Consider the following 21,439-nt stretch of genomic DNA (forward strand, 5'->3'; position numbering starts at 1 on the left):
GCTAGGAGAGCGCGCCCAGCAGGCGCCGGCGCACCGACAGCGCGATGCGGGACAGCTCCGCGCGGCGCTCGGAGAGCGCCGCTACGGTCCACGTCGCGTGCAGCGCCGCGAGCTTCAGGTCGCCGCGGTCGAGCGCCGCGACGGCTGACTCCAGGTTGCGGGCCGCGAGGCGCTTGGCCTCGACGCGGCCGCGCCCGGCCCACTCGGCGGCGGCCGACAGCCGCGCCCGCGCCTGGGCGCGGTCCGCGGCCGACGGCCGCGGAGAGGAGAGCAGGGCCTCGGCGTGGCGCAGGCTCGTCTCGAACTCGAGCGTCTCCAGGTAGTCGGCGCGCGAGGACTCGAGGGCATGCACCTGGGCGCGCAGCGCGGAGGAGAGCTTCTCGTAGGGGACCGGGGCCGGGGTCTTCACCTCGGGGTGCGCAACGAGCGCCTTGGCGGCGAGGATCGCGTCGGACTTCGGGCGCTTGGCCAGCGCCTCGAAGGCGGCGGCGGCCTTGAGGTCCGCGGCGTCGCGGCCAGCCTGACGCAAGGTCGCCGCGGCGGCGCGCAGGGCCTGGCGCGCTTCGGCGGGGCGGCCGTTGCGCGCGTGGCGCGCGGCGGCGTCGAGCTCGGCGTGGATGTTCGACCAGCGGTTCCAGACCACGTAGGGCCGGCCGTCGCCGAAGACTTCCTCGCCGCGGGCGAGCGCCTCGAGGCGGGTCGCCTCGGCGGCGGAGGCGGCGGCGCTGTTGTGCGCGCCGACCAAGGACCACAGGGCCGCGTTGCGCTTGAACGCCTTCGGCGCGACCGGCGACTCGTCGGAGATCATCTCGCGCGCCACGCGCAGCTGCAGGGCGGCGAGCTCGCCGCTGACGGCGGCCAGGCGGACCGGCTCGCCCGCGCGCTCGGCCTTGGCGCGCTCGCGGCGCAGGACCTTCACGCGCCCGCGCGGGGACTGGCCCTCGGGCAGCTCGACGGCCGGCAGGCCGGCCAGCACGCCGTCGAAGTCGAGGAGCAAGGCGCGCTTGAGCGCGTTGAGGGCGGCGGGCGTCTCGTTGGCCTTCTCCTTCGAGTGGATCTCGGCGAGTGCGGCGTACAGGCGGTCGGCGTCGTCGCGCAGGCCGAGGACGGTGCGGGCCGGGAGCGCGGCGGGGACGACCGCGGCGGGCGCCTGGGGCGCGGCGGGGGCGGAGAGAAGGGAGGGGGCGAGGGCCGGGGAGAGAGGAGCGGCAATCGAAGGCGCGGAGATCGCGGGAGCGGAGAAGACCGTGACGGCCGGTGCGGCGGAGCCCTGAAGTGCGGGGACGACGCGGACCTGGGCGGCGGCGGGGAAAGCGAGGAAAAGGGCGAGCAAGGACCGGAGGATCTTCATAGGCCTATTCTACCGCGCTCCGGACGCGCCGCTCTGGGTCCTGCGCTCCCCCCGGGCGGGGGGCCTAAAGGGCCCCTGGCGCGGAAGCCTCTCCGGGGCTACACTGGCGTCGATGGCCCCTCGGTCCCTGGTCGCCTTCCTATTCTTGGCCGCCGCCGCGCCCTGCCGGGCGGGCGAGGCCCGCGTCGTCGTCGAGCGCGTCGAGACCGCGCCGCGGATCAGCGCGCCCGTCCTTTCGGTCCCCCTGCTCTCGCCCGCGCAGACCTCGTTATCCCTGTCGCCGGTCATGTCGCCGCTCGCGGCGTCGCCCGCGGCGATCGCCCCGATCCCCGTCCTGCCCGCGCCCGTCGCCGGCCTGGCGCCCGCTCCGGCGCTGGTCCCCGTCAAGGCCGCCGCCTCGGTTCCCGCTTCGCCGTCGCGCGGCCCGCCCGCGGCCGCCGCCCCCGCCGAGGAGGACGCCGGCGCCGCGCTGTTCGACGGCGCCAAGGCCGCCGAGATCCTGTCCGGCGCCGCGCGCTCCGTTTCCGGCCGTCCGCTCGAGGCCGGCGTCTTCATCCAGAACGAGCAGGAAGGCAGCCTCATCGCGCAGGATTACCGCGACTCGTCCGGGACCTTCTTCAAGTATTACCGGCCCGTCGAGCTGCGCCCCGCGCTCGTCGCCGAGGTGCGGGCCGGCCTCAAGGGCTTCGCGAAGGCCGGCTACGGCCTGCGCCGCGCGCTGTCGCCGTTCTCGAAAGGCGACGGCGCGGTCTGGGAGGCCTTGAGCAAGGAGGCCAAGCTCGCCTATCTCGACAAGTACGAGAAGGCGGTGACCGCCGAGCGCGGGGCCCAGGCCGCGTGGAAGGGCAAGACCTTCCTCCTGATGGAGCGCGCCGCGGGCGCGCCGGACTTCCTCGCCGAGCACCCGGACATGGAGGCGCCGCCCTCGGGCTACGAGCACATCCCGGGCCATCGCTTCCTCCAGCCCGAGATCGTCAGCGGCAAGACGACGCCGGCCGCGTCGGTCGGCGAGGCGCTCGGCCGCACGAGGCTCATCATCGGCGACACGGGCCACGCCGGCACGCAGTACCACGTCTTCGTGAAGGCCGAGCCCGCGGCCCTGCGGGCGCAGCTCCAGGGGCTTCAGGCCGCCCTGCAGGCGTTCAACGACGCGCTGTACGCCCGGGCGGTCCAGGACAGCTTCCAGAACGTCGTGCACGCCTCGCTGCAGCCCTGGCACGCGGGCCGCTCCCGCCGCGTCGCCGGCTTGCTCGCCGCGGAGGGGGAGGCGCACCAGCCGTCGGCGGACGACCCGGACAGCGAGAAGCACGCCTTCGTCGGCCTGCGCTGGTGGGGCATGGAGAACGGCAAGGCCGTCGTATCGCTCGAGCTGCGCGGCGCGAGCCTGCCCTTCAAGGGCCGCAAGTCCGCGGCGCGCGACATGGAGACGGCCGAGCTGCCCAAGCGCGACTACGGCGAGGCGGAGCGCTGGCTCTCGCTGCTGTCGGCGTACGCGGAGTCGCTCGCGAAGGGAACGGCGCCGAAGGCCGCGCGGCGGCCGTTGGTCCTCGACGCGGCGGCGGCGGACGCCCTGCTCGCGGCGCGGGCGGCCAAGCGGGGCATGCCGCCGGGCTCCTACCTGCCGGCCGGGGAGCTGTCGAGGCGGTTCACCGGCGGCGTCGCTCCGGGCCTGCTCGCGCCTTTCGCCGCGTCGGCGCCGGGCTCCGCCGAGCTCGACCTCTTCCTCGACGAGTGGCTCGCCGTGTCCGCGAAGGTCCGCTCGCTGGAAGCCTCCGGGGGGACCTTGGCCGACGCGCGGCGCTTGCTCGAGTATCAGCTGTGGAGCGCCTACGCCGGCTGGGGCCGCTCGCACGAGCAGGTCGCCCGCGCGCGCCTGGCCGCGATCCTCGCGGGCCGCTGAGCGCCCGCCCTCGGCCTCGGCCCCGGCCCCGGCGCTTGCCGGCTAGCTGATTCCGGCGGCGGAAAAGAAGTAGGCGTTCTTTTCCAGGTCGAGCTTTTCTCCCAGGAGCTTCTCGAAATAGGGGACCCGGTCGCCCACGAGCTCGAAGCCGCCGGAGTACAACTCGAGATCGTCGGCCGGGGCCGCGAAGAGCTGGTGCAGCGCTTTCAGATCCGGGTTCTCGATCTCGCGCTCCCAGACCAGCTTCTCGGTCTCGTTGTCGTAACACTCCACGACGTAGACGATCTTTTTATATTCCATAGCTCATTTCTCGAGGGGTCGTTTGGTCCGATCCGGAGGCTTGGTCGGCTGCTGCTCGAGATGGAGCCGCGGCAAGACCACGACGACAGCGAAGGTGCCGACGGCCCACCCTGGAATCATGGAATTTCAAAAAAGGTGTTTAAGGGTAGATATCCAGGGCGAGTTGGATGCCCAGGGCTGACATTTCGCGAAGGTCGAGATCTTCCAAAACGATGCCGGCGTTACCCTCGAGCAGAAGGATCAGGTAGTATTCCAGCCTCCCGCCGCTGCGGCGTATCTTTTGGAGCGCCGCCTTGCGTTTTCCCAAGGTGCGCGTCCATTTGCGAAGAGATTTTTCGAAGGTATCCCGTCTGCCTTCAACGAGCTCATAACAGCAGTACGTCTGATCGTAGACGCCCTTGAGCGGCTCATCCTTGGGAGTCTTGCGGGGCTTGCCGACTTCCTGTTTATAATTCGCCTTGCGACCGACAGCAGTGTCGATATCTGCGATGGAAGCCTTCGGATGGAAAACACGAAAAGCGAGGCTGAATTTAAAGTCGTTCATGTTTAGGGCAGGAAGGATTCGTACGGTCCGTTATCTCGCGCTTCGCCCTTTTCGTCATTCGTAATGATACGTCCATCAGGTGTGATGCCAGTCCAATCGGCAGGCCCGGCGCCAACCTGTTTTTTAAGTTTACCATGATGCTCGCGTGGGATTCTCTCATCTTTGTCTATGGGCAGCGTGCCTGTAGGACAATTCTTGGGCTTTGCTCCCTTATCCACCTTCTTTGCGGCGAGCGTCCAGTTGTCCCAACTCGACGTCACGACGGGCACGTAGCGCTCGAGGTGGAGGTGCGGCAAGACGACGACCGCGAAGGAGCCGAGGGCCCACCAGGGACTGATCAACGTGCGCCCGACGTAGAGCGTGCCGAAAGCCATGATGGCCAGGTGCTCCTGATAGTCGGCCTGCAGCGCGGCCTTGACCGTGCGCCCTTCGCGGATGCCGACGTCGTCGAGCTCCGCCACGGGCTTGATCTGCAGCATGTTGCTGTACGCGGCGGCGTGGCGCTCCGCGGCCCGGCGCTGGCATTCGGAATCGCAGACCGGCCCCTTGTCCTCATAGCCCCAGCCGCTTTCAGGCTTGCCGCCGCCGATGGTACCGTAGCCGGGACAAGAGGGAGCATTGGCGACGCTGCAGAGTTCGGAGAGCGACTGGGCACCGGCCGGAAGCGGGGCGAGGAGAAGGAGCAGCGTAAGGAGTTCACCGCGCATCGCCTGGAGGATATTACATTTCCAATAAATTTGATAGTCTCACGGAAATGGGCTTCCTGTTCCTGCTCCTGCTGGCGGCGCCCGCCGCGGCCTACGACCTTCCCGCCTTGCCGATCTACGTCGAGCTGCATGGCGGCTCGCCGATCTGCGGCTCGCAGGCGCTGCTCGACAACTTGAATTCCCGGTTCACCCGCGTGACCTCGAGCAACCCGGACCTTCACATCAGTTGCCGTGAAGGCGAGAATCTGATCCTCGAGGCGCGAACGGCGGCGGGCAAGGGCATCGCCCGCTTCACCGTCGAGATATCGCAGACCTCGAAGCCCGAGACCTTGGCCTACCTGGGTGCGGCGCATCTGGCTAAGGACCGCGATGTCATCGATGCGGCGCTGTTGGCCCACAACGCCAACCTCGCGGAGCCCGCCGCCGAGTATCTGGCGCAGGGCGACCTGCTCCGGGCCGCCAGCCACTTCACCGCCGCGCTGGAGTCGGACCTGGATCCGCGGGTTCTCTACTACGGCCTCTATCTGGCCGCGGCGCGAGGCGGACGCCTGCGCGACGCGAAGTGGCATCTGGCCGCTTTCTCCAAGTCGTCGGACCTCGACCCCCGCGATCTCACCGACGAGCAACTCCGCGCCTTCATCGAAGCGCGCAACGCCGGCGGCGACCGGCCCGGTGATGCGGACGCGATCTTCCGGGAGTACGAGAACGCCGCCCGTGCGCACAAGTGGAACGAGGCCCTCTATCACCTGCGCAGGCTCCTCGTCGACGCGCCCTGGTACGAGCCGGCCTACCACGCTCTCGCGCAGACCTATGAGGCGGCGAAGTGGAAGCGCCTGGCCAAGCATTGGGAAAAACGCGCCTCGTTCGTGCGCAGGCTCAACAAAGACGCCGGCCTCGGGGAAGATATTGAGAAGCGTCTGGCTCTGTAGCTTCCTGTTGCTGGCCGCCGGAGACGCCTCCGCCTACTGGCTGCGCATGGGCGGCGTCGGAGGGGAAGCCCGGACAGGCTCGCAGTTGGCGCGCGTCGGCGAGTTCGGGCTCTACGAGTCGCGCTATGGCCTCGGCCTGGGAACGACCATGCTCGAGGGACAGTTCGGCGCCTGGGACCTGCCGCGCCGCGGCCGGCCCGACGCCTCGGGCCACCTTATAGTCAGCGCCTTCCCCCTGCAGGCCTTCGCCACGCTCTACAGCTGGCGCGGCCCGGCCTTCCTGCACTTCTTGGACGACTCGAAGGCCGACTATAGCATCGGCCGGCTCGAGGCCTATGGCTCGTACACCAACTGGGCGCGTATGCACTTCTTCAGCGACGTGCAAACTCCTACCTTCTTCGGGCCGCCCGAAAGGACGGTGGTACCGCGCGTCACAGCCCAGATGAAGGTCATCGACTACGGGTTGCGCGCCGATCACATGTTCGGCCTGTCCTGGACGCTGGCGGTCGGTCGCCAGGAGATCACGGCGCGCGAGAGCGACGTGTTCCGCCGGAAATATTTCTCACGGTGGTACGGATCGGTGGGTGTCTACATCGGAGCCACTACGGGCACGGATTACTCGGGCGGCGTCTATCGGATATTCACCGACTCTTGGCGGGGCATGAAGGCTCTCTTCGGGGGCTCGACCGTGAGGAAAGAGAAGCTCTAAAGCGTTTTTATTTCTCCGCTGAGGAGCGCCTCATGTTTCGTTTAACGGCTGAAGCGGGCCGCGGGAATCGACAGGACGCTCAGGAGCAGCACGGCGAGCGTGCGGCCGGCCCACAGCTCGAGGCCGGGGGACCATATCAGCGCGGTCAGGATTCCCGAGACCGCGTAGCCCATGAAGTAATCCACGGGCAGGCCGCCGATCTTGCGGCGGAACCACGCCACCTCGCGCGTGCGCAGCGCGTCGAAGCCCCACGCCGGGTTCCAGACGAACCACTGCAGGTCCCACGCCGCGGTGACGAGCATGTACGACGACAGGCACTTGGCCCATAGCGCGAGCGAGAAGCCCGCGAACGCGAGCGGCAGATGGAACATCCCGATCAGGAACAAGGTGAGCCACAGGTGATAGCCGGTGAGCTCCTTGCCATTGGTGAGATTGAGCCACCACTCGGGGCCCCAGCGCCAGGTGGGGAGGTTGACGGCCCAGCCGTGGGCGCCCTCGATGTGGATCTCCACGCGGGCGAGGATGTGGCAGAGGGCGAAGAGATAAAGCCCCTCGCCCGCCCCGCCGAGAAGATCGGCGCTCATTTCCGTTTCTCTTTGATGTGCTTGCGCGCTGCCTTATGGATGGCCTTCCACTTCTGCTTCTCGGTCACCGCGGCGGGAGCCTCGCGTCGGGCCGCCTCGTGGGCCGCTTCGCGCCTGAGCTTGGTCCATGACGCGAGCCGGTCGGCGGGCAAGGTCCCCGCCTCGACGGCGGCCTTCACCGCGCAGCCGGGCTCGGAGCCGTGGGCGCAGTCCTTGAAGCGGCACGACGGCGCCAGCGCCTCGATGTCGTCGAAGGTCTTCTTCAGGCCCTGCTCGGCGTCCCAGAACTGCATCTCGCGCATGCCCGGGGTGTCGAGCAGGATGCCGCCGCCGGGAAGGATGAACAGCTGGCGGTGCGTCGTCGTGTGGCGGCCGCGCTCGTCGGAAGCGCGCGTCTCGGCCGTCTTCAACGCCTCGTTGCCGGCCAGACGATTGACCAAGGTGGACTTGCCCACGCCCGAGGATCCGATGAGGCCGACCGTGCGCCCGGGCTTGATCCACGCCGCGAGGGCGTCGAGCCCCGCGGCCGTCTTCGCGCTGATCGCGACCACGGCGGCGTCGCCGGCGGCCTGACGCGCCTCGGCGAGGAACGGCCCGGGCTCCGCGCAGGCGTCGAGCTTGTTGAGGATCAGCACCGGCTCGGCGCCGCTCTCCCGGCTCACGGTCAGGAAGCGCTCGAGGCGCCGGGGATTGAAGTCGGCGTTGAGCGCGGTCATGACCAGGACGGTGTCGAGATTGGCGGCGATCACCTGCTCCTCCATCGTCTCCCCGGCGGCCTTGCGCGAGAGCTTGGTCCGGCGCGGGAGGATGCGGCGGATCAGGACGACCTTCTCGTTGGGAACCGACTCGGCGCTGACCCAGTCGCCGACGGCGGGCAGGCCGGCGCGGTCGGCCGCCTTGTGGCGCATGTTGCCGGGCGTGCGCGCGGACTTCACGCCCTGCTCCGACATGATCTGGAAGAGGCCGCGCTGCTCCTCGATCAGGCGAGCGGGGAAAAGGCCTTTCGCGGCGTCGCCGCCGAACTCCTCGGCCCACCGCGCGTCCCAGCCCCAGTCCTCGAGAATCCCCATCGGAAAGATTCTAGCCTAATCTCGACGAGAACCGCCCCCGATATTGCGGCCGCCCCTCACCGCTATTCACAGGCCGTCCGAAAACTGTTGTTGACAACAGTTTTCAGCGAGTCGTCTGTGAATAGTGGGGATGGCCGATTCAAGAGCCCCTCCGGCGCCGCCCGGCGGCGGCGATCCGGCTCAGCGCCACCGGCGTGATGCCGAGGTAAGACGCGATGAGCTTCTGGGGCAGCTTCGCCGCGAGCTCCGGCTTCTCCCGCAGGAAGGTCCGGTAGCGTTTGGTCGCCGAATCGAGCAGCAGCTCCTGCTCGCGGCGCTCGCGCTGGCGGTAATGGTCCTCGGCGATCACGCGGCCGAGTTCCTGCCAGCAGGCGTGAGCCTTGTACAGCGCGGTGAAGCGGTCGTAGCGGACGACGAGCAGCTCCGAGTCCTCGAGGGCCTCGATCGTCGTGCGCGAGGGGCGCGCGTCGAGCAGCTCGGCGTAGGCCGCCACCATCTCGCCGGGGCCGCGGAAGGCCTTCGTCGCCTCGCGCCCGTCCGCGTCGGTGTAGTAGAAGCGGAAGAGGCCGGAGACGACGATGGCGGCCTCGCTCGACGGCTGGCCCGGCTCGAGGAAGCGCCCGCCCTTGCCGATGCGCCGGGGCCGCAGGTGCGCCTCGAGCTTGAGCCATTGCTCGGGGGGCACCGGCGCCAGGCGGCGGACGGCGGCGAAGATCTTCGGGTGGCGGATTAACATAGGTTAACGACGGGAGATCGTTTTGCCGTTATCGTATCGGGATGGATATGAACGTCTACGTCGTCGCGACCCCCGCCGTGCTCGCCGTCGTCGCCCTGGAGGCCGCCTACTGTTTATACCAGAAAAACGGCTATTACCGGTTCGACGACGCGATGGCGAACTTCGGCACCGCGATCGGCCATCAGGTGGTCAACGTCGCCGTGGCCGCCCTCGCCTTCGAGCTGTTCACCGGCCTGCGCGCGCGCTGGCCCTTGGCCGACTGGGGAACGACGCCCGCGTCCTTCGCGGCGCTGTACCTGTCCGTCGACTTCCTGTTCTACTGGTTCCACCGCGCCGGGCACGGGATCAACGTCCTGTGGGCCGCCCACGCGCCGCATCACTCGAGCGACGAGCTGAACTACACCGTGGGCCTGCGCGCGAGCGTGACCCAGCGCCTGGCCTCGTTCCTGTTCTACTGGCCGCTGGCGCTGGTCGCGCGGGCCGAGGTCGTCCTTCCGCTGATCGGCCTCCATCTGCTGATCCAGCTCATCCCGCACACGCGCGTCATCAAGCGCTTGCCGCGCTGGATCGAGTCCTGGCTCAACACGCCGACCCACCACCGCGTCCATCACGCCATCAACTCGGCGTACCTCGACAAGAACTTCGGCGGGACCTTCATCGTCTGGGACAAGCTGTTCGGGACTTACGCCGAGGAAGTCGAGCCGCCCGTCTACGGGGTGCTCCGTCCTTTGGACACCTGGTCGCCGGTCGCGATCAACGCGCAGTACTGGGCCCTGCTGTGGCGGGACGCGCTCGACGCGCCCGCGTGGACGGACAAGCTCAAGCTGTGGGTCATGCCCAACGGCTGGCGGCCGGCGGGCGCGCCCCCGCGCGCGCCGATGCCGCCGGTGTTCGGGAGGACGAAGCTCCGCTCGGAGCCGTCCGCCGCGGTCCGCAACCGCCTCCTGCTCGAGCTGCCGCTGATGCTCGGCGCGATGTGGCTGGTGACGAGCCAGGGCTCCCCGGCGGGGCCTTGGGCCAAGGCCGCCCTCGGCGCGGGGATATGGGCCGTCGCGATCCGCTGGGGCCGGGCGCTGGACGCGGCCCGCTCAGGGGATCAGGACGATCTTGCCGCGCGCGCCGGGCGCCATGACCGCGGCGTGGGCCTGGGCCGCGTCGGCGAGCGCGAACTTCCGGCCTATCACCGGCTTTAGCGTCCCGGAGGCGAAGCCCCGTCCGAGGTCGGCGTGCACCGCCGCGCGCTCGGCGTCGCTCATGTTGAACAGGCTCATGCCGCGCACCGTGAGGTCCTTCGTGATCGTCGCGCGCGGGTCGAGGGTGACCTCGCCCCGGCTGCCGACGATCACGATGCGCCCGCGGAAGGCGGCGATCCTCAGGTCTTCGGCGAGGTTCGCGTTGGCCAGCATCTCGACGATCAGGTCCGGCGAGATCCCCTCGAGGTAGCCGGGGGCCCGGTGGTCGAGCGCGCGTTTGACGCCGAGCGATCTCAGGAAAGCGACGCCTTCCGGCCCGCCCGCCGTCCCGATCACGTCGAGCCCGGCCGCGAGGGCGAGCTGGACGGCGGCGACGCCCACGCCGCCGGAGGCGCCGTGGATGAGGACGGTCTCGCCGCGGACGGCCTGGCCGCCGTGGAACAGGGCGCGGTGGGCGGTCGCGAAGGGAACGCCGATCGCGGCGCCCTGCTCGAAGGTCAGCGCGTCCGGCAGGCGATAGGTCCGGCCGGCGTCGGAGACGGCCTTCTCCGCGTAGACGCCGGAGACGGCGCCGTAGACGTAGACCCGGTCGCCGGGCTTAAACGGCGCGCCCGCGCCCGCGGCCTCGACGACGCCGGCGGCGTCGGTCCCGGGCGTGTAGGGCAAGGCGATCTTGCGCGTGTAGTTGCCGGTGTGCAGATAGACGTCCACCGGGTTGACCCCGATCGCCTTGAGCGCGACCAGGACCTGTCCCGGCCCGGGCGACGGCGCGGGAACCTCGGAGAGCGAGAGGACCTCGGGACCGCCGTACGCCCGGACCAGGATGGCCTTCATGTCAGACCTTGGCGACGATCTCGGCCTTGGGAAACCGGACCTTCCTGCTCTTCGCGTAGGCATCGTCGGAGGCGCGCACCCCCGCCGTCGCGACGACGACGGACTTCCAGCCTTGCTCGCGCAGGCCCAGGATATTGTCGTACTCGTCCTTGTCGAAGCCCTCCATCGGGCAGGCGTCCACGCCGAGCAGAGCCGCGGAGGTCAGGAAGTTCCCGAGGGCGATGTACACCTGGCGGGTGAGCCACGCCTCCACCTTCTCCGGGGGCAGGGACATGGACTGGAGCATCATCTGCTTGTAGCCCTCGAGCGTTTCGGCGGGCACGCGGCGCACCTCGGAGATGCGGTCGACGAAGCGCTGCACGTCCTCGGGGCCCGCGTCCTTCTTGACGAGGAAGACGACGAGCTTGTCGGCGTCGGTGATCTGGCTCTGGTCCCAGGAGGCGGGCCTGAGCTTGGCGCGCAGAGCCTTGTCCTCGACGACGAGGAACTTCCAGGCTTGCAGGCCATAGGAGGAGGGGGACAGCAGCAGCGACTCCTCGAGGGCCTCCCACTTATCGAGCGGGATGCGGCCGGCGGCGTCGAACTTCTTCACGGCATAGCGCCAGTTCAGGGCGTTCAGCAGGGTCTCCGGCAGGACGGTCTTCTCGGCGGTTGCGGTCATCATATGTATCTTCTCCTGTTACATTCGAGGTTAAAAAAAATCAGGCCGGCAGGTCGATCTCTCCCACGATGTCGGCCAAGGTGGTGCGCTTGAGCTCCGGCAGGACCTTCGACTCGACGCGCGTGAACACGCCCGCGAGGATCTTCTGCATGCGGCAGGCCAGCGGGCACTTCTCGTTGCGCTTCTCGTGCTGGACGAAGAAGGCGCCCTCTTCGACGGCCCGGTAGATGTCGTGGAGGGAGACGCGGGCGGCGGGCCGGGCGAGGCGGAAGCCGCCCTTGGCGCCGTGGGACGACTCCACGATGCCGGCGCGGGCGAGCTGGGCGAGCAGGCGGCGGATCACGACGGGGTTCGTCGCGACGGAGCCCGCGATGTCGCGCGAGGTCTGACGCTCGTCCTTGTGGACCGCGAGCATCGAGAGGGCGTGGACCGCCACGGCGAATCGGGAGTTGGCCGCCATACTGTAACCATTATAGTCACATATGAGGGAGTTGTCAAGGGCCTTTGCTATCATTGACCCATGGCCCGCTACCGCTATCTGCTCGGCGACTCCCGCGGCGAAGCCGCGCGCCTGAGGTTCCAGGCGAAGCTCTGGGATCCGGCGTCGCTCGCGCTGTTCGACCGCCTCGGGGTCGAGCCCGGCTGGAAGGTCCTGGAGATCGGCCCCGGCCAGGGCTCCCTGCACCTGGAGCTGAGGCGCCGGGTGCAGGGCCCCGTCGACGCCGTCGAGCGCTCGCGGCCCTTTGCCGCGCGCCTGCGCCGCCTGTGCGCGCGCGACGGGCGCGGCGCCGGGACGATCTGGGAGACCGACCTCGTCGACGCGCCCCTGCCGGACGGGAGATACGACCTGATCTTCGCGCGCTGGGTGTTCCTGTTCCTGCCCGAGCCGGAGAAGCACCTGCGCAAGCTGGCGCGCGCGCTCAAGCCCGGCGGGCGCATCGCGATCCAGGATTACCATCGCGCGACGATGGCGCTGTATCCGAAGCCGAAGGATTGGGACGCGATGATGGCGGCCGACCGGGTCTTCTTCGAGACGCAGGGCGGCGACGCGAGCGTCGGCGGGCGCCTGCCGGCCTTGTACAAGCGCGCCGGCCTCGTCCCGACCGAGGCATATCCCAACCTCAAGACCGGCTTCCCGGGCTCCGCGGTCTGGACCTGGGCGTCGTGGTACTTCCTCGGCGTGATGCCCCGCCTGGGCAAGCTGCGCCCCTTCACGCCCGCGGCGGCGCGCCGCACCGCGGCCGCGTGGCGGGCCGCCGCGCGGCGCCCCGAGAGCCTGTTCATCGCCCCGTGCGTCCGCGACTGCGTCGCCCGCAAGCCCCGGACATGATCGAGAGCTGGATCGCGGTCTCGGCGGCCTACCTGGCTTCGAAGAAAGCGAAGGACAGCCTCGCCCTCGACCCCTATTGGCCGAAGTGGGACTCCCCGTGGTGGCACATGACCTTGCTGTGGGAGCTCGGCCGCGCCGACGCGATCCCCAAGGAAGCGGCGGAGGCGATTCTCGCCGCGATCGAGGCCAAGTACGTCCGCTGGTTCCCCAACCCGCGAGAGCCCATGCCGCCCGGCAAGGACTATCACCGCGACGGCCTGTGCCACTGCGCCCTGGGCAACATGTACCAGGCCTTGGCGGCCTGCGGCCTCGACCTCGACGCGCGGGCGCCGTGGATGCGGGCGTGGTTCCTCCACTATCAACTGCCCGACGGCGGCCTCAACTGCGACGACAAGTCGTACGAGAAGGGGGGCTCCTCCTCGATCCAGTCGACCGTGCCCGCCCTCGAGGCGGTCCTCGCCGCGGGCCGTCCTCTTACGCCCATCGAGGAGCATTTCGTGGACCGCGGCGCGGAGTATTTGATCGAAAGGCGCCTGGCGTTCCGCTTGAGGGACGGTCGATTGATGGACCCGTCGTTCCTCGACGTCGGCTTCCCGCGCTTCTACGACTACGACGTCCTCCGGGGCCTCGCCTTCATCGCCGACTGGGCCCGCCTGCGCCGCCGCCGGATCCAGCGGCGCGCGGTCGGCTGGATCATGGACTCGCTCGACGAGCGGTTCCGGGACGGGAGGATCAAGATCGAGAAGCCGGGCTTGATCGCGACCGAGGGGACTTTGCTCTTGGATAAAGAGGGGAATTGGTCGAGAGGAAAGTCTTCGTCGTTCCCTCTTCTCGACGCGGTGCGCAAACCGGGCGCCATGTCCGAAGCCTTGACCCGCTCCTGGGGCGAAACACGAAAGGTGTTGGAATCCCGTCTTGAAGGGTAGGTCCAACGATAGGATGGGATTGCCCTTACGGCCCTGGGAAGGGGACGGGTCGTTGGGATACCCTTTGAGGAATGCGCCGGATGATCGCCGTTTGGCTGTGCATTGCCGTATCCCTTCCCGCCGAGTCCTTCGCTCAGGTGCGAGCCGTGATAGCTCCAGCGGGGTCGGTTTCCGTTCCGGCGGCCGTTCCTATTTCCGGCAGTTCCGGCATCACCCTTCCGTTGTCGAGCTCCCTCTCTCCGTCGTTAACTCCGTCCCTGAGTCAGCTCCCGGTGGCGCCGTCGATCTATCCCCAATCCGTTGCCGTTGCGTTATCCGTTCCACAGGCGATAACGCCCGTTCTTTCCGTGAAAACGCCGGTCATCAGCGCCCGCCCCGTCCTCGCCGCCGCCGCCTCCCGCCTGACCGCCGCTTCCGTGCCGGACAAGCCGGTCTCGGACGCGAAGCAGGCCGGGGACGAGGTCTTCTCCGGCGAGACGCCTCGCCGTCCTTCCGACGAGTCGCCCGTCCCGGGCCGTTATTCGGAGTCCCCGCCGTTGTCTCCCGCGCCGCCGTCCGTTCCCGCGAAGAAAGTCCCTCTCGTCGCCCGCTGGAGAGCCGCCATGTCTGACGGCTCCGGTCCCCTCGTCGTCGCCGCCTTCGCCTGGAATTTCCTCACGATCGCCGCTTATTCGATCATCGGCCCCGCGCGCGGCGCCCTGCTGATGACGAAGTTCGGGCCCGAGACCTTGCCCTGGGTCTACATGGCCAGCGCCGCCCTCACCGGCGCCGTCGTCTTCGCCTACAGCCGCTTCTCCCGCGCCCCGCGCAAGCTCCTCATCGGCGGCTCGCTGGCCATGCTCGCCGCGACCTTGGTCGCCGGCGCGTTCGCCGTCTCGGCGACCGCCCTGCCGTCCGTCGCCTTCGGCTACTTCCTGTGGACCGACGTGTTCGGCATCATGTCGGCGACCTTGTTCTGGACCTACGCGAACGACGTGTTCACGCGCGACGAGTCCAAGCGCGTGTTCGGCCTGATCGCGGCCGGCGCCCCGCTCGGCTCGATCGCCGGCGCCCTGCTGATGAAGCTCGTCGTCGGCTCGATGGGCCCGATCCCGATGCTGATGGTCGCGGCCGGGATCTTCTCCGCGGTGCTGCCGATCTTCCTTTACATGGAGAGCCGCGCGAAGGGCCGCGGCGCGGCTCCCGCGGCCAAGGAGGAGCCCGGGGCCGCCGCGCCCGCGAAAGGGATCCTCAAGACGATCATGGGCTCCCCGTTCCTGATCTTCCTGACGGTCATCGTCGCCCTCGAGCGCCTGGTCCCGGACATCACGAACTACCTCTACAGCGTCGCCGCCGCGGCCGCCTACAAGGGCGACCCGGCCGGCATGGCGCAGATGTTCGCCAACGTGAACTTCTACACGAGCCTCGCCTCGTTCACCGCGAGCAGCCTTCTCGTCGGGCTCACCTTGCGCAAGATCGGCACGGGGGGGAGCCTGATGACCGCCGGCCTGGTCAACCTGGCCCTGTTCGCCCTTTACCCGATGGCCCCCACGCTCGGGGTCGCCGCCGTGTTCTTCGGCCTCGACGGCGTGACCCGCTACACCTGGTTCAAGACCGCGAAGGAGTCCACCTACTCGGCGACCGACCGCGACGTGATCTACCGCGTGAAAGCCTTCATCGAGATGTTCGTCTACCGCTTCGCGCGCGGGCTCGCGGGACTGCTCCTGCTCGGGGTCGCGTGGCTGCAGGGCGGCCCGACGGGCGCGGCCCTGCTCGGCATTCCGCTCGCCCTGCTCTGGCTGTACGCCTCGTGGCGCCTGGGCCGCGAGCACAAGAAGCTCGAAGACAAGAAAGGTTGACGCGCCCGGTCCGGGGTGGTATCATATTCGTATAAACGAATATGAATACCTTGCTCTTCAAGGCGTTCGCCGACCCGACGCGCCTGCGCATTCTCGGCCTGCTGTCGGGCCGGGAGGTCTGCGTCTGCGACCTCATGGCCGTCTTGGGCGAGCCCCAGCCCAAGGTGTCCCAGCATCTCGCGTTCCTGCGCGCCGCGGGCCTGGTCGTGTTCCGGCGCGAGGGGAAGTGGCGTCACTACGCCTTGGCCAAGCCCGCCGGCCGAGTCCACGCCCGCCTCGTCGGCTGCCTCGGCGAGTGCTTCGCCGAGATCGCCGACCTCAAGCGGGACCAAGTCAAGCTCAAGAAAACGCTCAAGGCCAAGGAGAAGTGCCCATGAAGCCCCTTCCGACCCTGCTGTTCGTCTGCATCGAGAATTCCTGCCGCTCCCAGATGGCCGAGGGCTTCGCCCGGCGCCACGGCGCGGGCAAGGTCGCGGCCTGGAGCTCCGGCTCGAGGCCGAGCGGCAAGGTCAACGAGACGGCCGTGGCGCTGATGGAGGAGAAGGGCGTGGACATGTCCTCCCACCGCTCCAAGGGCCTCGACGAGCTGCCCAAGCAGAAGTGGGATTGGGTGATCACGATGGGCTGCGGCGACGCCTGCCCGTTCGTGCCCTCCAAGGGCAAGGAGGACTGGGCCATCCCCGATCCGAAGCACATGCCCCCCGAGGACTTCCGCAAGATCCGCGACCTCGTCGAGGAGAAGGTCAAGGACCTGATCGCCCGGGCGGTCAAGGCGGAAAAATGAGCGCCTCGCGGCTTTCCTTTCTCGACCGCTACCTGACCGGCTGGATCTTCGCCGCGATGGCGCTCGGCGTGGGCCTCGGCTTCTTCCTCCCGGGCGTGCCCGCCTTCGTCAACCGGTTCCAGTCCGGGACGACGAACATCCCGATCGCCGTCGGCCTCATCCTGATGATGTACCCGCCGCTGGCCAAGGTGCGCTACGAGGAACTCGGCGAGGTGTTCCGCGACAAGAAGGTCCTGGCCCTCTCGCTCGTCCAGAACTGGGTCATCGGCCCGGTCCTGATGTTCGTCCTGGCCGTGGCCTTCCTGCGCGGCTATCCCGAGTACATGGTCGGCCTGATCATGATCGGCCTGGCGCGCTGCATCGCCATGGTCATCGTCTGGAACGAGCTCGCCGAGGGCGACACGCAGTACGCGGCGGGGCTGGTGGCCTTCAACAGCGTCTTCCAGGTCCTCTTCTTCAGCGTCTACGCCTGGTTCTTCATCGGCGTCCTCCTCCCGAGGCTCGGCCTGGAGGGGAGCGCGGTGAGCGTGAGCATGCTGCAGATCGCGGAGAGCGTGGCGATCTACCTCGGGATTCCGTTCGTCGCGGGCATGGCCACGCGGTGGGCGCTTCTGCGGACGAAGGGCCGGGAGTGGTATGAGGCCGTCTTCATCCCGCGCGTGAGCCCGCTCACCTTGCTGTCCCTGCTCTTCACCATCGTCGTGATGTTCAGCCTCAAGGGCAAGCTCATCGTGGCCTTGCCCTTCGACGTGCTGCGCGTCGCGGTCCCGCTGCTGATCTACTTCGTCGTCATGTTCCTGCTGAGCTTCTGGCTGAGCCGCAAGGCCGGGGCGGATTACGCGAAGACGGCGACCTTGTCCTTCACCGCGGCCAGCAACAACTTCGAGCTGGCCATCGCGGTGGCCGTCGCCGTGTTCGGCATCGACTCCGGCCAGGCCTTCGCCGCCGTCATCGGCCCCCTCGTCGAGGTGCCGGCCCTCATCCTGCTCGTGGACGCCGCGCTTTACTTCCGGAAGCGGTACTTCCTCGCCGCGGCCTAGGCCGGGATCGCGCCGCGGAAGATGAAGTACACCGCGCCGAGCAGGCACAAGGCCGCCCACACATAGTCGAGGCGCAGGGCGTCCTTCATGTACAGCACCGAGAACGGGACGAACACGCTCAGGGTGATGACCTCCTGCAGGATCTTGAGCTGGGCCGATGCTGTTGGCGGGGACCTGCAGCAGGTACTCGAACAGCGCGATACTCCAGCTGATGAGGGCGGCGACGTACCACTTGGAGCCGCTCAGGTTTTGCAGGTGCGCATACCAGGCGAAGGTCATGAAGACGTTGGAGAGGGCCAGCAGGCCGGCGGTCTTGGCGATGACGGGCATGGCCTGATTATAGCGCTTCAGGCGAGGATGAGCTTGAAGCCGGCGATGGCGAGGACGAGCGTCAGAAGGCGCTTGATCGCCGCGTGGGGCAGGCGCGTGCTGCCGAGGTAGGAGCCCGCGAAGCCGCCGGTCACGGCGGCGAGGGCGAGGGGCCAGGCCGCGTCCGGGAAGGCCTTCGCCCGGCTGAGATGCCCGGCCAGGCCCGCCGCGGAATTGACGAGGATGAAGGCCGCGGAGACCGCCGCGATCGTCTTGGTCGCGTCCCAGCGCAGGAAGATTCCGAGCGGGGTGAGGAAGATGCCGCCGCCCGTGCCGGTGAGGCCGGAGAGCAGGCCGAGGCCCGCGCCCACGCCGAGGGACGTCGGCAGGGACGGAGGAGCCGATCCGGCCTCCGCCGGAGGATCGAGCAGGAAGCGCGCGGCGGAGAACAGCAGGACCAGGCCGACGACGATCTTGAAGGCCTCCGAGGGCAGGTCGAGCCAGCCGCCGAGGAAGGCGAACGGCACGGAGGTCAGCGCGAGCGGCCAGAACAGCTTCCAGGAAAAATGTCCCGCCCGCCGGAACTGCCCGGCCGCGATCGCGGCCACGAGGATGTTGAGGGCCAGCGCCGTCGGCTTGACCGTCTCGGGCGCGAGGCCGAACAAGGTCGTCGCGGCGATGTAGCCGGACGCGCCCGCGTGGCCCACGAATAAAGGAAGGCGACGGCGAACACCGCGAGGGTCAGCAGGGCCTAGATGCCCGCGGACCAGCTGTTCGGATCGAGCATCTCCCGCACCATGGTCACGAGGGCGTCCATGTCCAGGGGCTTGAGGAGGAAGCGCACGCGCGGCTCGGGGGGGATCTGCCCCGCGAAGCGAACCGCCTCGGTGCCGCTCATGAGGAGGACCGGGAGCAGCCGGGTCTCCTCGCGGGCGCGCAGGTCGGAGAGCAATTGGACCCCGGTCTTGCGCGGCATCAGGTAGTCGATCAGCGCGAGGTCGGGGTTCTCCTGGAGCGCGGCGCGCTCGGCCTCCGTCGCGTCGTGGCAGACGACGACGTCGTGCCCCTCTCCTTGCAGGCACTCCCGCAGGACCTCGGTCAACGGGACCTCGTCGTCGACCACCAGGATCTTGGCCATCTGTGTAGAGCATAGGAGGGCGCGGGAGCGGCGTCAAGTGGGGTGTGACCGTTACGCGCTTGCGCGCCCGGGGTGCGGGGGGCTACACTTTTTGCATGGAGAATCCCGTGCCGAGCGGCGATTCCGGCCTGCTGCAGTGCCTCGTCGACGCGGTGGCCGACCCCATCTTCGTCAAGGATCGCGACCACCGCTGGGTCCTTTTCAACGAGGCCTTCGTCGTCCTTCTCGGGCGCCCGCGCGAGCAGCTGATCGGACGGTCGGACTACGAATTCTTCCCGAAGGCGCAGGCCGACGTGTTCCGCCGCCAGGACGAGCTCGTCTTCGAGACCGGGCGGGAGAACTCCAACGAGGAGATGCTGACGGACGCGAAGGGCCAGACCCACGTGCTGGTCACGCGCAAGACCCTCTGGACCTCGCCCTCGGGCAAGATGTACCTCATCGGCGTGATCCGGGACATCACGAACCTCGTCGACGCCGCCGAGGACATCAAGCGGAGCAAGGAGCGCCTGGAGCGGGCCCAGAAGCTCGAGACGATGGGTTATGTGGCCGGCGGCGTGGCGCACGATTTCAACAACCTCCTCGCCGCGATCCGCGGCTGCGCGGATCTTCTGCTCGAGAATCTGCCGAAAGGCCATCCGTCGCGCGTCGACGCCGAGGAGATCCGCCGCGCGGGGGAGCGGGCCGCGGCTCTGACCCGGCAGCTGCTGTCGTTCGGCCGGCGTCCGGGCGGGATGGCCCGGCCCGTGGATCTCCTCGCCACCGTGACGGGGATGCGCGGCATACTCGCCCGGCTCCTGCCTCCCCGCGTGCGGCTGGAGCTGGACTTGCCGAAGTCGCTCGGCCCGATACTCGCCGACCCGGGCCTCGTCGAGCAGGTGCTGCTCAACCTCGTCGTCAACGCGGGCGAGGCGATGCCGGACGGCGGGCAGGTGACGGTCGAGATCGCTCCCGCGCCGAAGGGCGGCGCCGGGGTCCGCGCGCCGTGCGCGCGCCTGACGGTCCGCGACCGCGGCGTCGGGATGACCGAGGACGTCCGGGGCAGGATCTTCGAGCCGTTCTTCACGACGAAGGAGAGCGGCAGCGGCCTGGGACTGCCGACGGTCGCAGAGACCGTGCGGCGCTGCGACGGCGGCATCGAGGTCGAGAGCGCTCCCGGGAAAGGCGCGGCGTTCCACGTCTACTGGCCGCTGGCGGCCGTCAAGGCCCCGGGAAGGACCCCTCCCGCGGACAAGAAGCGCGGCCGGGTCCTGGTCGTGGACGACGACGAGGCCATACGCCGCTTCTCGGTGCGCTGCCTCGAGCGCGAGGGCTACGAGGTCCTGTCCGCCAGCGACCCCGCGGAGGCCCTGCGCATCGACGGCGCCAACGAGGGGCTCTTCGACCTGCTCCTGATCGACGTCGCGATGCCGCGGATGCGCGGACCGGAGCTGGCCGAGCGCCTGCGCCGGCGTCAGCCCGGCGCGCGGGTGCTTTTCACCTCGGGCCGGCGCCGCGAGGATTGCGGGATCGCCGCGGGCGGGGACTCCTACTTTCTCCCGAAGCCTTTCACCGCCCAGGATCTGACCGAGAGCGTCAGCGCCGCGCGGCGCGCCGGAGGCGGTCCATCACGGCGCGTCCGACGCCGCGGTCCGGCACCGTCTCGACGTAAACGGTCCTGACGCCCGCGGCCTCCGCGTCGCGAAGGGCCGCGAACAGCGCGGTCGCGTAGGCGTCCGCTCCGCCGCGCACGCGCCGGACGAACGCCGGCCGGCGGCCCGGCCAAGGGGCCCGGTGCACGAGACCGGCGCCCTCGGCCGCCGCGGGAAGGCCGCCCTTGCGCACGAGCGAGGGCGGCACCAGGACCACGCGGCAGGACGGGGCGTAATGGCGGTGCGCGGTCCCGGGCGAAGCGGGCGCGGCGCCGCCCGGAGCCCTCAGCGGGACCCCGGCCGCGCGCGCGATGCTCTCCCCGGTCAAGGTCCCATGCCTCAGCACGACCGGGCGGCTTCCCCGCGCGTCCACGATCGCGGATTCGAGGCCTTTGCGGCAGGGGCCCCCGTCGAGGATCAGCGGCACGCGCCCCCGCAGATCGCGCAGCACGTGCGCCGCGGTGGTGGGGCTCGGCCGCCCCGAGAGGTTCGCCGAGGGCGCGGCGACGGGCTCTCCCAGGGCCCGGATCAGGGCGCGCGCCGCGGGATGCCCGGGGCAGCGCACGGCGACGGTGCCGCCTCCGGCCGTCACCGCGCCGGGGACGCGGGCCGACTTCATCAGGATGAGGGTGAGGGGTCCGGGCCAGAACGCGTCGATCAGCTTGCGCGCCAGCGGCGTGACCCGCTTCACGACGCCCGCGAGCATGGCCTCGTCGGCGACGTGCACGATCAGCGGGTTGTCCGAGGGGCGGCCCTTGGCCTCGTACACGCGCCGCGCGGCCGAGGCGTCGAAGGCGCGGGCGCCGAGGCCGTACACCGTCTCCGTCGGGAAGGCGACGAGGCCGCCGGCGCGCAGGACCTCGGCGGCCTCGGCCAGGTTCTTCGCGCTCGGCCTCAGGACGCGGGTGCGGTTCATGCGCTCATTATA

23 protein-coding genes and 2 pseudogenes are annotated in these 21,439 nt (G+C 69.4%); 11 read left to right on the plus strand and 14 right to left on the minus strand.

Annotated elements, in window-relative coordinates:
- Position 1 precedes the first annotated feature (1 nt).
- On the minus strand, positions 2–1,351 hold the full coding sequence (locus tag HYV14_11305; protein ID MBI2386589.1) for a hypothetical protein: 1,350 nt from the start codon (positions 1,349–1,351) through the stop codon (positions 2–4).
- 112 nt (positions 1,352–1,463) lie between these two features.
- On the opposite strand from HYV14_11305, the gene HYV14_11310 reads away from it, so the two are divergent.
- Positions 1,464–3,251, plus strand: coding sequence for a hypothetical protein (locus tag HYV14_11310; GenBank protein MBI2386590.1), 1,788 nt, complete (start codon positions 1,464–1,466; stop codon positions 3,249–3,251).
- 42 nt (positions 3,252–3,293) lie between these two features.
- On the opposite strand, the gene HYV14_11315 is transcribed toward HYV14_11310, so the two are convergent.
- The 3 genes from HYV14_11315 to HYV14_11325 form a co-directional block, all read right to left on the minus strand.
- Positions 3,294–3,551, minus strand: a complete 258-nt coding sequence (locus HYV14_11315) for a hypothetical protein (GenBank protein ID MBI2386591.1) — start codon at positions 3,549–3,551, stop codon at positions 3,294–3,296.
- Positions 3,552–3,690: 139 nt separating this feature from the next.
- On the minus strand, positions 3,691–4,095 hold the full coding sequence (locus HYV14_11320) for a hypothetical protein (GenBank protein ID MBI2386592.1): 405 nt from the start codon (positions 4,093–4,095) through the stop codon (positions 3,691–3,693).
- 2 nt (positions 4,096–4,097) lie between these two features.
- The gene (locus HYV14_11325) at positions 4,098–4,802 is read right to left on the minus strand and encodes a hypothetical protein (protein ID MBI2386593.1); all 705 of its coding nucleotides are present in this window, start codon (positions 4,800–4,802) and stop codon (positions 4,098–4,100) included.
- 47 nt (positions 4,803–4,849) lie between these two features.
- On the opposite strand from HYV14_11325, the gene HYV14_11330 reads away from it, so the two are divergent.
- Positions 4,850–5,731 carry a hypothetical protein gene (locus HYV14_11330; GenBank protein MBI2386594.1) on the plus strand — a complete coding sequence of 294 codons (882 nt, stop codon included), beginning with the start codon at positions 4,850–4,852 and terminating at the stop codon, positions 5,729–5,731.
- The gene (locus HYV14_11335; GenBank protein ID MBI2386595.1) at positions 5,709–6,440 is read left to right on the plus strand and encodes a hypothetical protein; all 732 of its coding nucleotides are present in this window, start codon (positions 5,709–5,711) and stop codon (positions 6,438–6,440) included. The genes HYV14_11330 and HYV14_11335 overlap by 23 nt, the downstream gene beginning before the upstream one ends.
- 41 nt (positions 6,441–6,481) lie before the next feature.
- Here the strand turns inward: HYV14_11335 and HYV14_11340 are convergent, their stop codons facing one another.
- From HYV14_11340 to HYV14_11350, 3 genes are all read right to left on the minus strand, one after another.
- A complete protein-coding gene (locus HYV14_11340) occupies positions 6,482–7,024 on the minus strand; it encodes a hypothetical protein (GenBank protein ID MBI2386596.1) in 543 nt (180 codons plus the stop codon).
- Positions 7,021–8,094: a ribosome small subunit-dependent GTPase A gene (rsgA, locus tag HYV14_11345; protein MBI2386597.1), complete on the minus strand. Its 1,074-nt coding sequence runs from the start codon at positions 8,092–8,094 to the stop codon at positions 7,021–7,023. The genes HYV14_11340 and rsgA overlap by 4 nt, the downstream gene beginning before the upstream one ends.
- Before the next feature lie 139 nt (positions 8,095–8,233).
- The gene (locus tag HYV14_11350) at positions 8,234–8,830 is read right to left on the minus strand and encodes a Crp/Fnr family transcriptional regulator (GenBank protein ID MBI2386598.1); all 597 of its coding nucleotides are present in this window, start codon (positions 8,828–8,830) and stop codon (positions 8,234–8,236) included.
- Between the two features lie 41 nt (positions 8,831–8,871).
- On the opposite strand from HYV14_11350, the gene HYV14_11355 reads away from it, so the two are divergent.
- Positions 8,872–10,023 (plus strand): sterol desaturase family protein, encoded by a 1,152-nt coding sequence (locus HYV14_11355; GenBank protein MBI2386599.1) that lies wholly within the window; start codon positions 8,872–8,874, stop codon positions 10,021–10,023.
- Here HYV14_11355 and HYV14_11360 read toward each other — a convergent pair.
- From HYV14_11360 to HYV14_11370, 3 genes are read right to left on the minus strand one after another with little or no spacing between them, the layout of a single operon-like run.
- Positions 9,919–10,857 carry an NADPH:quinone reductase gene (locus HYV14_11360; GenBank protein ID MBI2386600.1) on the minus strand — a complete coding sequence of 313 codons (939 nt, stop codon included), beginning with the start codon at positions 10,855–10,857 and terminating at the stop codon, positions 9,919–9,921. The two genes, HYV14_11355 and HYV14_11360, sit on opposite strands and share 105 nt — an antisense overlap.
- 1 nt (position 10,858) lies before the next feature.
- Positions 10,859–11,518, minus strand: coding sequence for an NAD(P)H-dependent oxidoreductase (locus tag HYV14_11365; GenBank protein ID MBI2386601.1), 660 nt, complete (start codon positions 11,516–11,518; stop codon positions 10,859–10,861).
- 40 nt (positions 11,519–11,558) lie between these two features.
- A complete protein-coding gene (locus tag HYV14_11370; GenBank protein MBI2386602.1) occupies positions 11,559–11,978 on the minus strand; it encodes an Rrf2 family transcriptional regulator in 420 nt (139 codons plus the stop codon).
- Positions 11,979–12,038: 60 nt separating this feature from the next.
- On the opposite strand from HYV14_11370, the gene HYV14_11375 reads away from it, so the two are divergent.
- The 6 genes from HYV14_11375 to arsB all read left to right on the plus strand — a co-directional run bounded on the left by HYV14_11375 (position 12,039) and on the right by arsB (position 17,436).
- Positions 12,039–12,848 carry a class I SAM-dependent methyltransferase gene (locus HYV14_11375; protein MBI2386603.1) on the plus strand — a complete coding sequence of 270 codons (810 nt, stop codon included), beginning with the start codon at positions 12,039–12,041 and terminating at the stop codon, positions 12,846–12,848.
- Positions 12,845–13,774, plus strand: coding sequence for a hypothetical protein (locus HYV14_11380; protein MBI2386604.1), 930 nt, complete (start codon positions 12,845–12,847; stop codon positions 13,772–13,774). The genes HYV14_11375 and HYV14_11380 overlap by 4 nt, the downstream gene beginning before the upstream one ends.
- A 347-nt stretch (positions 13,775–14,121) precedes the next feature.
- On the plus strand, positions 14,122–15,612 hold the full coding sequence (locus HYV14_11385; protein ID MBI2386605.1) for an MFS transporter: 1,491 nt from the start codon (positions 14,122–14,124) through the stop codon (positions 15,610–15,612).
- A 41-nt stretch (positions 15,613–15,653) separates the two neighbouring features.
- A complete protein-coding gene (locus HYV14_11390; protein ID MBI2386606.1) occupies positions 15,654–15,989 on the plus strand; it encodes a metalloregulator ArsR/SmtB family transcription factor in 336 nt (111 codons plus the stop codon).
- Positions 15,986–16,396: an arsenate reductase ArsC gene (locus HYV14_11395; protein MBI2386607.1), complete on the plus strand. Its 411-nt coding sequence runs from the start codon at positions 15,986–15,988 to the stop codon at positions 16,394–16,396. The genes HYV14_11390 and HYV14_11395 overlap by 4 nt, the downstream gene beginning before the upstream one ends.
- Positions 16,393–17,436 carry an ACR3 family arsenite efflux transporter gene (gene arsB / locus HYV14_11400; protein MBI2386608.1) on the plus strand — a complete coding sequence of 348 codons (1,044 nt, stop codon included), beginning with the start codon at positions 16,393–16,395 and terminating at the stop codon, positions 17,434–17,436. Before HYV14_11395 ends, arsB begins: the two co-directional genes overlap by 4 nt.
- Here the strand turns inward: arsB and HYV14_11405 are convergent.
- The 3 genes and pseudogenes from HYV14_11405 to HYV14_11415 all read right to left on the minus strand — a co-directional run bounded on the left by HYV14_11405 (position 17,433) and on the right by HYV14_11415 (position 18,883).
- Positions 17,433–17,766, minus strand: a pseudogene (locus HYV14_11405) (DMT family protein). The gene arsB and the pseudogene HYV14_11405 sit on opposite strands and share 4 nt — an antisense overlap.
- Positions 17,767–17,783: 17 nt before the next feature.
- Positions 17,784–18,493, minus strand: a pseudogene (locus HYV14_11410) (sulfite exporter TauE/SafE family protein).
- 3 nt (positions 18,494–18,496) lie between these two features.
- Entirely contained in the window at positions 18,497–18,883 is a 387-nt protein-coding gene (locus HYV14_11415) for a response regulator (GenBank protein ID MBI2386609.1), read from the minus strand.
- A gap of 95 nt (positions 18,884–18,978) precedes the next feature.
- Between HYV14_11415 and HYV14_11420 the strand changes: the two genes are divergently transcribed.
- Positions 18,979–20,541 (plus strand): response regulator, encoded by a 1,563-nt coding sequence (locus HYV14_11420; GenBank protein MBI2386610.1) that lies wholly within the window; start codon positions 18,979–18,981, stop codon positions 20,539–20,541.
- On the opposite strand, the gene HYV14_11425 is transcribed toward HYV14_11420, so the two are convergent.
- Entirely contained in the window at positions 20,456–21,427 is a 972-nt protein-coding gene (locus HYV14_11425) for a threonylcarbamoyl-AMP synthase (GenBank protein MBI2386611.1), read from the minus strand. The two genes, HYV14_11420 and HYV14_11425, sit on opposite strands and share 86 nt — an antisense overlap.
- Positions 21,428–21,439 lie beyond the last annotated feature (12 nt).

This window comes from Elusimicrobiota bacterium (assembly GCA_016182905.1).
GTDB lineage: Bacteria > Elusimicrobiota > Elusimicrobia > UBA1565 > UBA9628 > GWA2-66-18.

What these genes read in the sequence shown, in the direction of transcription:
- HYV14_11305 (MBI2386589.1), bottom strand. Translation starts at nt 1,351, where the DNA reads ATGAAGATCCTCCGGTCCTTGCTCGCCCTTTTCCTCGCTTTCCCCGCC.
- HYV14_11310 (MBI2386590.1), top strand. Translation starts at nt 1,464, where the DNA reads ATGGCCCCTCGGTCCCTGGTCGCCTTCCTATTCTTGGCCGCCGCCGCG.
- HYV14_11315 (MBI2386591.1), bottom strand. Translation starts at nt 3,551, where the DNA reads ATGGAATATAAAAAGATCGTCTACGTCGTGGAGTGTTACGACAACGAG.
- HYV14_11320 (MBI2386592.1), bottom strand. Translation starts at nt 4,095, where the DNA reads ATGAACGACTTTAAATTCAGCCTCGCTTTTCGTGTTTTCCATCCGAAG.
- HYV14_11325 (MBI2386593.1), bottom strand. Translation starts at nt 4,802, where the DNA reads ATGCGCGGTGAACTCCTTACGCTGCTCCTTCTCCTCGCCCCGCTTCCG.
- HYV14_11330 (MBI2386594.1), top strand. Translation starts at nt 4,850, where the DNA reads ATGGGCTTCCTGTTCCTGCTCCTGCTGGCGGCGCCCGCCGCGGCCTAC.
- HYV14_11340 (MBI2386596.1), bottom strand. Translation starts at nt 7,024, where the DNA reads ATGAGCGCCGATCTTCTCGGCGGGGCGGGCGAGGGGCTTTATCTCTTC.
- rsgA (MBI2386597.1), bottom strand. Translation starts at nt 8,094, where the DNA reads ATGGGGATTCTCGAGGACTGGGGCTGGGACGCGCGGTGGGCCGAGGAG.
- HYV14_11350 (MBI2386598.1), bottom strand. Translation starts at nt 8,830, where the DNA reads ATGTTAATCCGCCACCCGAAGATCTTCGCCGCCGTCCGCCGCCTGGCG.
- HYV14_11355 (MBI2386599.1), top strand. Translation starts at nt 8,872, where the DNA reads ATGGATATGAACGTCTACGTCGTCGCGACCCCCGCCGTGCTCGCCGTC.
- HYV14_11360 (MBI2386600.1), bottom strand. Translation starts at nt 10,857, where the DNA reads ATGAAGGCCATCCTGGTCCGGGCGTACGGCGGTCCCGAGGTCCTCTCG.
- HYV14_11365 (MBI2386601.1), bottom strand. Translation starts at nt 11,518, where the DNA reads ATGACCGCAACCGCCGAGAAGACCGTCCTGCCGGAGACCCTGCTGAAC.
- HYV14_11370 (MBI2386602.1), bottom strand. Translation starts at nt 11,978, where the DNA reads ATGGCGGCCAACTCCCGATTCGCCGTGGCGGTCCACGCCCTCTCGATG.
- HYV14_11375 (MBI2386603.1), top strand. Translation starts at nt 12,039, where the DNA reads ATGGCCCGCTACCGCTATCTGCTCGGCGACTCCCGCGGCGAAGCCGCG.
- HYV14_11380 (MBI2386604.1), top strand. Translation starts at nt 12,845, where the DNA reads ATGATCGAGAGCTGGATCGCGGTCTCGGCGGCCTACCTGGCTTCGAAG.
- HYV14_11390 (MBI2386606.1), top strand. Translation starts at nt 15,654, where the DNA reads ATGAATACCTTGCTCTTCAAGGCGTTCGCCGACCCGACGCGCCTGCGC.
- HYV14_11395 (MBI2386607.1), top strand. Translation starts at nt 15,986, where the DNA reads ATGAAGCCCCTTCCGACCCTGCTGTTCGTCTGCATCGAGAATTCCTGC.
- arsB (MBI2386608.1), top strand. Translation starts at nt 16,393, where the DNA reads ATGAGCGCCTCGCGGCTTTCCTTTCTCGACCGCTACCTGACCGGCTGG.
- HYV14_11415 (MBI2386609.1), bottom strand. Translation starts at nt 18,883, where the DNA reads ATGGCCAAGATCCTGGTGGTCGACGACGAGGTCCCGTTGACCGAGGTC.
- HYV14_11420 (MBI2386610.1), top strand. Translation starts at nt 18,979, where the DNA reads ATGGAGAATCCCGTGCCGAGCGGCGATTCCGGCCTGCTGCAGTGCCTC.
- HYV14_11425 (MBI2386611.1), bottom strand. Translation starts at nt 21,427, where the DNA reads ATGAACCGCACCCGCGTCCTGAGGCCGAGCGCGAAGAACCTGGCCGAG.